The sequence below is a fragment of the Streptomyces sp. NPDC014006 genome, from assembly GCF_043088925.1.
Lineage (GTDB): Bacteria > Actinomycetota > Actinomycetes > Streptomycetales > Streptomycetaceae > Streptomyces.
Window position 1 is genome coordinate 183,240 of record NZ_JBICAJ010000011.1, and the last position, 12,720, is coordinate 195,959.

10 protein-coding genes are annotated in these 12,720 nt (G+C 73.4%); all 10 read right to left on the reverse strand.

The features are described 5' to 3' along the window. Position 1: 1 nt before the first annotated feature. Positions 2-1,051 (reverse strand): AAA family ATPase, encoded by a 1,050-nt coding sequence (locus ACF1GV_RS32090; RefSeq protein ID WP_391687720.1) that lies wholly within the window; start codon positions 1,049-1,051, stop codon positions 2-4. Beyond that, the gene (locus ACF1GV_RS32095) at positions 1,048-2,598 is read right to left on the reverse strand and encodes a hypothetical protein (RefSeq protein WP_391687723.1); all 1,551 of its coding nucleotides are present in this window, start codon (positions 2,596-2,598) and stop codon (positions 1,048-1,050) included. Before ACF1GV_RS32095 ends, ACF1GV_RS32090 begins: the two co-directional genes overlap by 4 nt. Positions 2,599-2,826: 228 nt before the next feature. Further along, on the reverse strand, positions 2,827-5,373 hold the full coding sequence (locus ACF1GV_RS32100) for a polynucleotide kinase-phosphatase (RefSeq protein ID WP_391687726.1): 2,547 nt from the start codon (positions 5,371-5,373) through the stop codon (positions 2,827-2,829). Next, positions 5,370-6,869: a 3' terminal RNA ribose 2'-O-methyltransferase Hen1 gene (locus ACF1GV_RS32105; RefSeq protein WP_391687729.1), complete on the reverse strand. Its 1,500-nt coding sequence runs from the start codon at positions 6,867-6,869 to the stop codon at positions 5,370-5,372. Before ACF1GV_RS32105 ends, ACF1GV_RS32100 begins: the two co-directional genes overlap by 4 nt. A gap of 20 nt (positions 6,870-6,889) precedes the next feature. Next, the gene (locus tag ACF1GV_RS32110) at positions 6,890-8,080 is read right to left on the reverse strand and encodes an SGNH/GDSL hydrolase family protein (protein WP_391687731.1); all 1,191 of its coding nucleotides are present in this window, start codon (positions 8,078-8,080) and stop codon (positions 6,890-6,892) included. After that, positions 8,077-8,658: a TetR/AcrR family transcriptional regulator gene (locus tag ACF1GV_RS32115; protein ID WP_391687733.1), complete on the reverse strand. Its 582-nt coding sequence runs from the start codon at positions 8,656-8,658 to the stop codon at positions 8,077-8,079. The genes ACF1GV_RS32110 and ACF1GV_RS32115 overlap by 4 nt, the downstream gene beginning before the upstream one ends. 306 nt (positions 8,659-8,964) lie before the next feature. After that, positions 8,965-9,888, reverse strand: coding sequence for an LLM class F420-dependent oxidoreductase (locus tag ACF1GV_RS32120; RefSeq protein WP_391687736.1), 924 nt, complete (start codon positions 9,886-9,888; stop codon positions 8,965-8,967). A 602-nt stretch (positions 9,889-10,490) separates the two neighbouring features. Then, positions 10,491-10,952 (reverse strand): DUF6099 family protein, encoded by a 462-nt coding sequence (locus tag ACF1GV_RS32125; RefSeq protein WP_391687738.1) that lies wholly within the window; start codon positions 10,950-10,952, stop codon positions 10,491-10,493. Between the two features lie 182 nt (positions 10,953-11,134). Then, positions 11,135-11,506, reverse strand: coding sequence for a nucleotide pyrophosphohydrolase (locus ACF1GV_RS32130; RefSeq protein ID WP_391687741.1), 372 nt, complete (start codon positions 11,504-11,506; stop codon positions 11,135-11,137). After that, on the reverse strand, positions 11,503-12,675 hold the full coding sequence (locus ACF1GV_RS32135; protein ID WP_391687744.1) for an ATP-binding protein: 1,173 nt from the start codon (positions 12,673-12,675) through the stop codon (positions 11,503-11,505). Before ACF1GV_RS32135 ends, ACF1GV_RS32130 begins: the two co-directional genes overlap by 4 nt. Positions 12,676-12,720: the final 45 nt, after the last annotated feature.

Below are 12,720 nucleotides of genomic sequence, written 5' to 3' on the forward strand. Positions count from 1 at the left end.
TTCAGCGGCCCTTCGCGAGGTCGCGGAGCAGCGTTTCGACGAGCTTACGCCCGTCACCATCCGTCTGGAAACCACCCGCCGTAGTCATCTGGACAGCGTTGAGTAGCTGATCGAGGCTGTGGGTGCCGCCCGCCTGGACGCGCTGGACGAACTCCTCCACCAGCTCCTCGGCGCCCTCGGGCCGGGTGCCCAGGTGCCCCTCGATCATCGCCAGCAGCCGTTCGCGGCCGGGCGGGCGCATCTCCAGGGGCAGGCACCGGCGCCGGAAAGCGGCCGGAAACTCACGTTCCCCGTTGCTGGTGATCACCACGACCGGGAACTCCCGGCACTCCACGCGCCCGTGTCGCACGTCGGCGCGGCCTCCGGGGTCGCTGGTGTGGACGCGTGCCGTGTCGGCGGCGTCGCGCACCAGCTCCGGGACGTCATAACTTCCGTTCTCCAGGACGTGCAGCAGGTCGTTGGGCAGGTCGATGTCGCTCTTGTCGAGTTCGTCGACAAGCAGCACCCGGGGACGATCGTAGGGCAGCAGGGCGGTGCCCAGGGGCCCCAAGGTGACGAAGTCACCCAGTCGGGGCGGGAGTTGACTCTCTCTTGGTTCTGGCCGGGATTCGGCGCCCGGCAGTGCGGCCTGCCAGGCGGCGATCGCCTGGGCGCGGCCCATGGCGTCATGGACGTACAGGCCATCCTTGAGCGTGGTGCGGCTGACGATGTTCCACTCGAGTACCCGGCCGAGGCCCAGTTCGCGGGCGATCAGATAGGCGAGGGTGGACTTGCCGACGCCGGGCGGGCCGGTGATCAGCAGGGGCCTGCGCAGTACCAGCGCGGCGTTGACGACGTCGATCTCGTCGGCGTCGAGCTGGGGGCCGAGGTCGCGCGGGCCCAGGCGGCGCTGGGCGGCCTCGGGGTCGTCGGGCGGCGCCGGCTGTGACGGGCCGCCGCGGAACCGGCGCCAGGGCGGCGGTTCCGGCAAGGGGGGCGGGGCGGCCGGGGGCCGACCGGTGGCGTCGAAGACGCGCCAGCCGCCGCCTGCCGTGTGCTCCTGCGCGCTCATGCCGGTGCCTCCTCGCTGGCGAGATCGCCGGGATCGGGGGTCTGAAGGTCGACGAGCCGGGTCGGATCGTCCCAGAAGAAGCCGATGTGCCGGCCGAGCAGACGGCCGGGCCCCTCGGTGTGCCGGGCGGCGCTCTGCCGCAGCCGGTGGACCACGGCGGGGATCTGCGCGGGGGTGGGCACGGCGGCGAACACGGCGGTCACCACTTCGCGCCGCTCCTCCGGGAACACTCCCCTGCGGTCCCAGACGGCGAGCCCTATCCCTTCCGCGATGGCGGCCTTGAGCGCCTCCAGCGCGGGCGCGCTGTCCGGGGCGTCCAGCACGACCGCCGTGTGGGAGGTCTCCCCGGCGAGTTCGGCCTGCCACGCGTCGAGCCGCTCGGCGTCCGGTTCGTTCCAGTGGTGTACCCCGACGCCGCTTTGCCGCAGGGTGTCCCAGCGCTGCTGCCACTGCTCGCGCACCATGCCGTCGCGCGAGCGCATCCGCTCCAGGGAACGCAGATGGATCCCGTACCGGGTGCCGAGCGCGAGGGGGCGTCCGTCGCCGATCCGGTACGGCAGCGCGGCCACATCGTGGTTGAGGAGGTCGTACGGAAGGACGAATTCGACGTACGGCGGCGGGGGCCGGCGCCCGCTCGGGTGCGGCTCGGGCGGGACGGTCCACAGCCGGGCGCCCTGCCGCAGGGCGGCTTCGACGGCGGGGCCGAGGCCGTCGAGGGTGGTGGTGACGGGTTCGCAGGGCTGTGGGTCCCAGTGGCCGGGGACGGTGTTGAGCCAGGGGCGCACCAGCACCTCGCCGGTGCCGTCCCGGGCGGGTTCCACGGCGACGATCAGACAGCGCGGGATGTCGGGGTCGCCGGCCGCCGCGGGGCGGGCGCCGCGGCGCTGTTCGAGCTGTGCGGCGAGGCCGGCGCGGCGGGCCCAGTCGCCGGCCCAGCCGGACAGGGCGGTGCGGTGGGCGGGCGTGGCGGCGAGGGCGGCGGCCCGGTCGAGGAGGAGCACGGCGGGCGGGAGGCCGTCGGGCTGGGCGTTGCACTCCAGGACGTAGCCGAAGAGCTGGTCGGGGGTGAGGCCGAGGGGGAGGAAGAGTCCGTTGAGTTCCTGGACGAGGTCGTCGCGCAGCCGGCCGGCGGGCAGCTCGCCCTTGGCGAGGACGGCGCGTGCGCTGTTCTCGTCGACGCGGGTGAGCGGGCCGGGCAGCAGGTCGTCCTCGACCGGCGGGGCGGCGGGTTCCAGCAGCCCCTCGAGCCGGTCGCCGGCCGGGCCTCCCTCGAAGACGCGCACCATGCCCACCAGGACGCGCTCGCCGCCCTCGACGTTCAGCGCGGCGCGCACCAGGGTCACGACGTCCTCGCGCTGTTTGACGCCGCGGAGGTCGATCGGGCGGCGCAGATGGTCACCGAGGATGGCGGCGAACTGGACGCGCCCCTGGGCGTCCTCCATGCAGCTCAGCTCGCACAGCGCGTCGGTGAGATGCAACAGCAGGCCCACGCCCTGGGCGTGCCCGGATGCGTCCTCGGGTCCGACCGACCCCGCGCCTGTCTTCACCGACTTTCCCCCTGAGTCGGTTCACCTGCCTGACCGACCAGCGAAGTTAGCACGGCAACCAGCGGTTAACCAGGGACGAACGGGACTTGCGGCACGATGTCCGGCCAGGACCGCCCCACCGGGGACGACCTGGCCGGAACCGATCGCTCGGGCGGCCGGGAACCTCCGTTCGGGGCGGCCCGGAGGTGCCCCGAACCCGAAGAACGCGGCCGCCGCGATGCACACGGTTCAGAGCCGGGGGTCCACCGGCTCCGACTCCAGTGCCAGCACGCCGAACACCGCCTCGTGCACCCGCCACAACGGCTCGCCCTCCGCGAGCCGGTCCAGGGCCTCCAGACCGAGGGCGTACTCGCGCAAAGCCAGCGACCGCTTGTGGTTGAGGAACCGCTGCCGCAGCCGGGCCAGGTGGTCCGGGCGGGTGTACTCCGGGCCGTAGATGATCCGCAGGTACTCGCGGCCGCGGCACTTGATGCCGGGCTGCACCAGCCGGCCCTCCGGGCCGCGCACCAGTGCGCCCAGCGGCTTGACGACCATGCCCTCGCCGCCGCGGCCGGTCATCTCCAGCCACCAGTCGACGCCCGCCTGCACGGACTCGGGGTCGCCGGTGTCGACGTACAGCCGCCGGGTGGTCTGGAGGAGACCGGTGCCGTCGTGCTCCACCAGCCGGTCGAGCAGGGCGAGCTGCTCGTCGTGCGGCAGCGCGGCGAGGCTGCGGCCCTGGACGCCGAGGATCTGGAACGGCGCCAGGCGCACGCCGTCCAGGCCGTCGGTGGTCCAGCAGTAGCGGCGGTACGCCTCGGTGAACGCGGCGGCGTCGGCGGCCCGGTCCCGCTGGCGGGCGAGCAGGCCGGTCACGTCGACGCCCCGGGCCGCGGCGCCCTCCAGCGCGGCCAGCACGCCGGGGAACACCGCGCCCGACGCGGCGCCGACGGCCGCGTACTGCGAGCGCAGCAGCCCGGAGGCCTTCAGCGACCACGGCATGAGCTCGGCGTCGAGCAGCAGCCAGTCGGTGTCGAGTTCGCTCCACAGGCCGGCCTCGCCGATCGCCGTGCGCAGCCGGCCGAGGATCTGCTCGGTGACCGACTCGTCGCTGAAGAACGGCCGCCCTGTCCGCGTGTACAGGGAGCCGGTCGGCCCGTCCACGCCGAACCGCTTGCGGGCCGCCTCCGCGTCCCGGCACACCAGGGCGACCGCCCGCGAGCCCATGTGCTTCTCCTCGCACACGACCCGCTCGACCCCGTCCGCCGCGTAACTCGCGAACGCCTCCACCGGGTGCTCCAGGTAGCCCTCCACCTTGCTGGTCGCGGTGGGTGCCATGGTCGGCGGGAGGTACGGCAGCAGCCGCGGGTCGGTCGCGAAGCGGCTCATCACCTCCAGCGCGGCGGCCGCGTTCTCCTCCCGGACGGCGACCCGCCCGGCGTGCCGGGTCTCCACCGCTCGGCGTCCCTGCACGTCGGCCAGGTCCAGCGGCCGGCCGTCGTGTCCACCGGGCGCCTCGGCGCGCAGCGGCTTGACCGGCTCGTACCAGACCCGCTCGGCCGGTACGTCGACCAGCTCCCGCTCCGGCCAGCGCAACGCGGTCAGCTTGCCGCCGAAGACGGCGCCGGTGTCCAGGCAGATCGTGTTGTTGAGCCAGGTGGCCTCGGGCACGGGCGTGTGGCCGTAGACCACGGCGGCCCGGCCGCGGTAGTCCTCGGCCCACGGGTAGCGCACCGGCAGCCCGAACTCGTCGGTCTCGCCGGTGGTCTCGCCGTACAGGGCGTGCGAGCGGACCCGGCCGGAGGTGCGGCCGTGGTACTTCTCCGGCAGACCCGCGTGGCAGACGACGAGCCGGCCGCCGTCGAGGACGTAGTGGCTGACCAGGCCCTCGATGAACTGCCGTACCTCGCCCTTGAACTCCTCGCTCTCGCCCTCCATCTGGGCGATCGTCTCGGCGAGGCCGTGGGTGTGCTGGACGGCGCGGCCCTTGAGGTGGCGGCCGAACTTGTTCTCGTGGTTGCCCGGCACGCACAGTGCGTTGCCCGACTTCACCATGGACATCACACGGCGCAGCACGCCCGGGCTGTCCGGTCCGCGGTCGACGAGGTCGCCGACGAACACGGCGGTACGGCCTTCGGGGTGGACGCCGTCGACGTAGCCCAGCTTGCCCAGCAGCGCCTCGAGTTCAAACGAGCAGCCGTGGATGTCGCCGACGATGTCGAACGGGCCGGTGAGGTGCGTGAGGTCGTTGAACCGCTTCTCGGTGACGACCGTCGCGTGCTCGATCTGGTCCACGCCGCGCAGCACGTGCACCTTGCGGAAGCCCTCGCGCTCCAGGTGACGCAGGGAGCGCCGCAGTTCGCGGATGTGCCGCTGGATGACCCGGCGCGGCATGTCGGCCCGGTCGGTACGGGCCGCGTTGCGCTCGGCGCACACCTCCTCGGGGACGTCGAGGACGATGGCGATGGGCAGCACGTCGTACTGCTTGGCCAGGTCGATCAGCTGCCGCCGGGCGTCCTGCTGGACGCTGGTGGCGTCCACGACGGTGCGGCGGCCGGCGGCGAGCCGCTTACCGGCGATGTAGTGCAGGACGTCGAAGGCGTCCCGGGTCGCGCTCTGGTCGTTCTCGTCGTCGGAAACCAGGCCGCGGCAGAAGTCGGAGGAGATGACCTCGGTGGGCTTGAAGTGGCGGCGGGCGAAGGTGGATTTGCCCGAGCCGGACGCGCCGACGAGGACGACGAGGGAGAGGTCGGTGACGGGCAGCACACGGCCCTCGGTGGTGGTGGTCTCGGTCATGCCGCCTTCGCCTCCTTCTCGCTCTTCTCGGCCTTGTCGAGCTTCTCGGTCTTCTCGGTCTTCTTCAGGAACACGGCCATCTGGGTGGGCGGGCCGACCTCCGGGTCGTCCGGGCCCACCGGGCGGAACTCCACGTCGTAGCCGTGCCGTTCGGCCACCGCGTCCGCCCAGGCACGGAACTCCTCGCGCGTCCACTCGAAGCGGTGGTCGCCGTGCCGGACATGTCCGGCGGGGAGGGACTCCCAGCGCACGTTGTACTCGACGTTCGGGGTGGTCACGACGACCGCGCGGGGGCGGGCGGAGCCGAACACCGCGTACTCCAGGGCCGGCAGCCGGGGCAGGTCGAGGTGCTCGATCACCTCGCTGAGCACGGCAGCGTCGTAGCCCTTCAGCCGGGTGTCGGTGTAGGCGAGGGAGCCCTGGAGCAGCTTGACCCGCGCCGCCTGCCGCTCCCCCATCCGGTCCAGCTTCAGCCGACGGGAGGCGATGGTGAGCGCCCGCACCGACACGTCGACGCCGACGATCTCGGTGAACCGCGTGTCCTTCAGCAGCGCCTGCACCAACTGGCCCTGTCCGCAGCCGAGGTCGAGCACCCGGGCGGCGTCGGTCTCTTGCAGGACGGCCGTGATGGCGTCGCGGCGCTGCACGGCGAGCGGAGTCGGCTTCTCCTCCTCCTCGGTCTCCGCGGCGACCGCGTTGTCGATCTCCTCGACGTCCGCGTCGTCGGTCTCGGCGAGCCGCACCAGCTCCAGCCGTTCCATCGCCTGCCGGGTGAGCGACCAGCGGCGGGACAGGAAACGGCTGGTGATCAGCTTCTGCTCCGGGTGGCCGGGCAGCCAGCCCTCGCCGGCCCGCAGCAGCTTGTCGACCTCGTCGGCGGAGACCCAGTAGTGCTTGGCGTCGTCCAGCACGGGCAGCAGGACGTACAGGTGCCGCAGCGCCGCGGAGAGGGTCAGCGCCTGCGACTGCAGGACCAGACGCACGTAGCGCGAGTCGCCCCACTCCGGGAACTCGCTGTCCAGGGCGACCGGTTCGGCGCTCACCGTCCAGCCGAGCGGCTCGAAGAGTGCGCGTACCAGGCCGGGGCCTCCCCTGGCGGGCAGCGAGGGCACGTCGATGCACAGCGGCAGCGGCTCGGCGGCGCGCTCCGGGCGGGCGGTGCACACCCCGCGCATCGCGCTGGAGAACACGCTGCTCAGCGCGACGGCGAGGAGCGAGGACGCCGCGTACGGGCGGTCGTTGACGTACTGCGCGAGGGCCGCGTCGGGTGCGCCGCCGCGGCCCTTGCCCTTGCCGCGCCGCACCAGCGCCACCGGATCGACCTCCAGCAGCAGCGCCGCCGTGCAGCGCTCGGCGTCCGCCTCGGGGTAGAGGACGTGCGCGGTGCCGTAGGAGGTGGAGAACGCCTGCGCCTTCTCGGGATGCTTGTGCAGCAGGAAACCGAGGTCGGTCGCGGGGCGTTCCGCCGTGCCGGTGGTGCTGATGGTCAGGAACATGTGAGCGAGTTTCCCGGCCGTCAGGCGGCCGGGCCACCGGTTTTCGCCACGACCTCCGGGAGCGTCCTTTGCAGGACGTCCGCGAACCGGGTGCCGATACGGCAGTGGGTGGCGCCGTCGGGATGGAGCCCGTCGGGCAGCGGCAGCTCGGCGTGGTCGTCCTCGCCGTACAGCTCGCGGCCGTCGAGGTAGCGCAGGTGCGGGTCCTCGGCGGAGCGCTCGGTGACGATCCGGGACAGTTCCTCGCGGATGACGGTGAGGGTCAGTTTCCCGGCGGCGACCTCCGCCGGGTCGCCGGTGGCGCGGAAGTTCAGCCGCCCCTCGGCGAGCGCCGCGAAATCGAAGGCGCCGGGCCCTGGCGTCTCCTCGTGCATGGGGCAGTACAACGGGGAGACGACCGTGAGCGGTGTCGTCGGGTGCCCCTCGCGGACGGTGTCGAGGAAGCCGTGGACGGCCGGCCCGAAGGCGCGCCTGCGCATCAGGTCGGCGTTGACCAGGTTGATGCCGATCTTGAGGGTGATCAGATCGGCGGGGGTGTCCCGGATCGCGCGTGCGGTGAACGGGTCGAGCAGCGCGCTGCCGCCGAAGCCGAGGTTGATCAGCTCCACTCCGGCGAGCCGGGCGGCGAGCGCCGGCCAGGTGGTGGTGGGGCCGTCCGCGTCGGACCCGTGGCTGATGGAGCTGCCGTGGTGCAGCCATACGGGACGGCCCCGGTCGGGCGCCGGCTCGACGGGGGCGTCGGTGCGCAGGGCGACCAGCTCGGTGTGCTCGTTGTGCGGCAGCCAGATCTCGACGTCCTTGTCCCGGTCGGGCAGACCGGAGAAGCGCAGGGTGCGCACCGGGCCGGGGCGGATGTCGGAGGCGCCGGTGGTCAGGTCGATCGTGACGGTGTTGCCGTCGTCCGCGGTGGCGCTGCCGGCCGGGCGGCCGTCGACGAGCAGCTCGTACACGCCGTGCGGGCGGGGCGGGGCGCCGCGGTAGACGCGCTTGGTGGCCAGCACGTCCAGCTCGACGGCGGTGGCACGGGTGCGCAGGGCCAGGCGGACACCGCTGGGCTGCGACTCGGCGAGGGCGAGCTGCGGGTCGTCGTTCTGGGCGCGGGCACGGGCGGGCAGGCGGTGCGGCAGCAGCCCGTGCGCGGTGCGCTCCAGCTCGAGGGCGCCGCGCAGGTGGGCGGCGGTGAGGGGGGTGGTGATCCAGTCGGCGGTCATCGGGGTCCTCCGGGTGCGGGCCAGTTCCGCAGCAGGGCGTCGAGGGCGTCCAGGACGCGTTCCCAGCTCTCCTGGCTGTCGGGGGCGCTGTGAGCGAAGCCACCGCCCAGCTCGAGGCTGACGTAGCCGTGGAAGACGCTGCCCAGCAGCCGGACCGCGTGGGTCTGGTCGGGTTCGGTCAGGTCGTAGCCGCGCAGCAGCGCCCGGGTCATCCGCGCGTGCCGGACGCCCGCGCTCGCGGCCGCGGTGTCGGGGTCGAGGGGCAGGCGGGTCGCGGCATAGCGGCCGGGGTGTTCGCGGGCGTAGTCGCGGTAGGTGTTGGCGAGCGCGGTCAGGGCGTCTTTGCCGGCCCGGCCGGCGAGGGCGTCGGCGGCCCGGTCGGCGAGTTCGCCCAGCGCGAGCAGGGCGATGCCGGTCTTGAGGTCCTGGGAGTTCTTCAGGTGCGAGTACAGGCTCGCGACCTTGACGTCGAAACGCCGGGCGAGCGCCGAGACGGTCACCTGGTCGAAGCCGACCTCGTCGGCGAGTTCCGCGCCCGCCCGGATCAAACGGCCGGTTGTCAGCCCTGCGCGCGCCATGACCTTCCTCTCTTCTGCCATCAACGAGTATGCAGCTGCCTAAAGCTTTTAGGCAAATGGCTATGGCGTGAAGGAGGCGGCGAGCCCCGCCCCCGAGCCCCGCCCGGGGCCGCTTGGCCCGGCGGTGCGGCGGTGCGGCGGGCGGTGCGGGCGAGCCGTGCACGCCGGCCGTGCACGCGGGCGGTGCGTGCGGGCCCGCCGGTCGCAGGGCCGGCCCGCCGGTTGCGGAACCGCCCCCGGGGCGGCCGGTGCCCGCATGCGGCGGGCACGAACCCCGGGGGCGGTCACGGTCGCGGTGCGCGGGGCCTACGACAGCTGGGACTGCACCTGGGCCGAGATCAGCTCCAGGTGGTCCAGGTCGGCCAGGTCGAGCACCTGGAGGTAGACGCGGCTCGAGCCGATCTCGGCGTACCGGCCGATCTTGTCGACGACCTCGGCCGGGGAGCCGGCCAGGCCGTTCTCCTTCAGCTCGTCGACCTCGCGGCCGATGGCGGCGGCACGGCGGGCGACCTCGGCGTCGTCGCGGCCGACGCAGACGACGAGGGCGTTGGAGTACACGAGGTCGTCGGCCTTGCGGCCGTTCGCCTCGGCGGCGTCGCGCACCCGGCCGAACTGCCGCTCGCTGTCCTCGATCGAGGCGAAGGGCATGTTGAACTCGTCCGCGAAGCGGGCGGCCAGGCGCGGCGTGCGGGTGGCGCCGAGGCCGCCGACGAGGACCGGGATCTTCTCCTGCGCGGGCTTGGGCAGCGCGGGCGAGTCGGTGAGGTCGTAGTGGGTGCCGTGGAAGTCGAAGGTGTCGCCCTCCGGCGTCCCCCACAGGCCGGTGACGATCTCCAGCTGCTCCTCCAGGCGGCCGAACTTCTCCTTCGGGAAGGGGATCCCGTACGCCGTGTGCTCCTCCTCGAACCAGCCCGCTCCCAGACCGAGTTCGACGCGGCCGCCGGACATCTGGTCGACCTGGGCGACCTGGATGGCGAGGACACCGGGGAGCCGGAAGGTGGCCGCGGTCATCAGTGTGCCGAGTCGGATACGGCGGGTCTCGCGGGCGAGGCCGGCGAGGGTGATCCAGGCGTCCGTGGGGCCGGGGAGCCCGTCGGTGTCGCCCATCCTCAGATAGTGATCGGAGCGGAAGAAGGCGTCGAAGCCGAGGTCCTCGGTGGCCTTCGCCACGGTGAGGAGGGTGTCGTAGGTCGCGCCCTGCTGCGGTTCGGTGAAGATGCGAAGATCCATGCCCTCCATCCTCCACACCGCGGCCGCCGGTCCTGTCACCGGTCCCCGTGGCCCGGGCCGTTCTCCCCGGTCGGGTGAGAACGTCAACGCCGGGCCCGGTCGACCACCGGGCCAGTGACCGCCCGTGGCGGTGACGTTGGCTCGGGCGGAGCCGGACCGCCCGGCGCCCGCGCCGGTCCCCGCGAGGGGACCGTGGGCCGGGAAGGCCGTCATGCCCGAAGGTCCGTGCGGGGCGTCGCCCAGCCGAAAGGACTGCTGCAGCAGACGGAGGAACTGATGGCGGCGCTGAACGCGGACCTGTCGGCACTCGACGCGGGCCTCCAGTCGGCGACGGGCACCTCACGCATCCTCCGGGAGGACCGGAGGTGAGCTGAGCCCTCGGGGAGCGGGCGCGTGGCAGGGCTCGCACGGGCGCCGTGGCCGAGGGCGGGGCGTCCGCCGTGGCGCCGTGGCCATAGACGGGGGCCGACCAACCACTGGGGCACCGGCGCCTGGAGGGCGGGCCGGCAGACCGGTGGACGGGCGGCGGACCGGCGGACCGGCGGACCGGCGGACCGGCGGACAGACAACGAGCGTCACAGCGCCCCGCGGCCCGCGGCAGTTCACCGTTCCGGTAACGCCTCCTCGCGGGTGGCCAGTTTGCGAAGCATCCAGTGGACGCGGTCGCGCGATTCGTCGGCCGCGTCGATCGCCTCCATGCACTGCCAGTACGTGCCCTCGCCGTCCGCCCCGCCGGCTATGCCGACGAGGGCGATGCCGACGTCGGCGAGCAGGGCGTCGAGAGCGAGCAGCGTCTGCCGGGCGTCGTCCAGGGCGGTGAGCTGAGCGGCGCGTAATTCGCCCGGGTCGAGGTCGGGCGGGTCCAGGACACCGCAGCCGCGCCCCGCCAGCTCCGTCAACCCCAGCGCCTCGCCGCGCAGTTCGGGCGGACCCGAGACCGCGAGGCGGCTGCCGATGGCCTGGGCGAGGGCCTGGGCCTGCCAGACCTCTCGCAGGGTCCGCGACGGATCACTGCTCGCCGCCAGCGCCCGTCTGCTCGTCAGGATGAGCCTCACCGCGTCCATACGCGCCCCCGGTGACGATCCGACGTGCGTCTCGCACGTCTGCCCGAACTCCCTTGTTCACTACCCAGCGTGAAGGCATGTGGGGCGAAAAGCCAGAGGAAGGCGGAATTCTGCGGACAACAAATCGATTTCGGGCAGCTGAACGACTGCGGAGAGTGAAAGCGGAGGCATCTCGTCCAACGTCAGCCGCCACCACCACCGTTGCCGTCCTCGCCTGTGTCCCCGCCCCCGGGCGCCGGGAACCGCTGCTCGTTCCGCTCGATCTTCTCCGCCAGAGCCGTCAGCGGGTCGACGCCGAGCACCTCGCACAGTTGCAGCAGATACGCGAGCACGTCGGCCACCTCGTCGCGGACCCGGTGGGCGGTGTCCGGGTCGCCCATCACCCCCGCCGACTCCTCCGGCGTCAACCACTGGAAGATCTCCACCAGTTCGGCGGCCTCGACGCTCAGCGCGGTCGCCAGGTTCTTGGGCGTGTGGTACGGCTGCCAGTTGCGGGCGGCCGCGAACTCGGCCAGCCTGCGCTGCAACTGCGCCAGATCCGGATGCTTCGTCACCGGTCCAGGTGTACCACCGTGACGCCGTCGATCCCTGCCGCCCACGAGGCGTCGGCCACCGCTCCGACGCAGCGCAGATGGCCGCGCTCACCCATCCGCACCGCCAGCCGTGCGAGTGCCGCGCGCTGCCGTGGGTCCAGGCAGCGGTCGAAGCCGTCGGCGAGCACGGTGAGTTCCTGCAGGGCGGACGGCACCTCGCCGACCGGGTCGGCCTCCAGAATGCCGGGCCCGGTGAGCAGCACCAGGGCCAGCGCGAGATAGCGCAACTCGCCGTCGCCGAGCCGGGCCAGCGCCGTAGGGGCGCCGCCGTCCCGTTCCAGCCAGGCCCGCACCGTCCCGTCGCTGTGGAGTTCGGCCACCACGTCGGCGGCGGGGACGGCGCAGCCGTCGCGCAGCGCGGCGACGAGCAGCGCGTGCCGGCGGCCGCACTCGGCGCGGGTGCGCCACAGGACGTCGGCGAGGTTGTCGCAGCCGGTGAGCAGCCGCCCTGAGCCGTTCGGGACGGGCGCCCGCATCCGGGAGGGGCGCGGGTCGCAGGCGAACACCGAGCGCAGTGCGACGAGGAGTTGCTCGGCGGCGGCCAGCACCTGGCGCTGCCCGTCCGTCTTGCCGGCGACGCGCAGCGGCAGCAGGGCGGTCCCGAGCCGGTCGTCGGGCAGCGGGGCGCGCGTCACCGGAGCGGAGCCGGCGGTGTGCCAGGCGGCCTGCACGGCGCGCCGCGTGGGATCGACGAGCGCGGTCTCCAGCAGGACGGTCCGGCCGGCGGTGAGCCGCTCCCCCACGACGCGCAGTTCGGGCTCGGCCTGTACGGCGAGGTCGAGCCGTACCGGGCCGACGGGACCGTCGGCCGTACAGCCGATGCGGAAGCCGCGCCGCCGCTGGGCGTCCGGCCGGGCCTGGTCCGGCACGCAGGAGAGCGGATCCGGGAAGACCTCTTCGAGTTCGGCGCCCGCGGCGAGCCGCGCGAGTGCCGCGTAGGCGCGCAGCGCGGTCGACTTGCCGCTTCCGCTGGGCCCGGCGAGCAGCGTGAACGCGCCGTCCAGGGGCAGGACGACTCGCCGGTGCACGGCGAAGGCGGACAGCCGCACCTCGGTGACCCGCGGCCGCACCGGCCTCACCACGTCCGGCTCCCGGGAAGCGGACAACGTCGAAACGGAAGAAACTCCCATACGGCGGACGCTAGGCCCGCCCGCGTCCAGCGAACCGTTACGCCG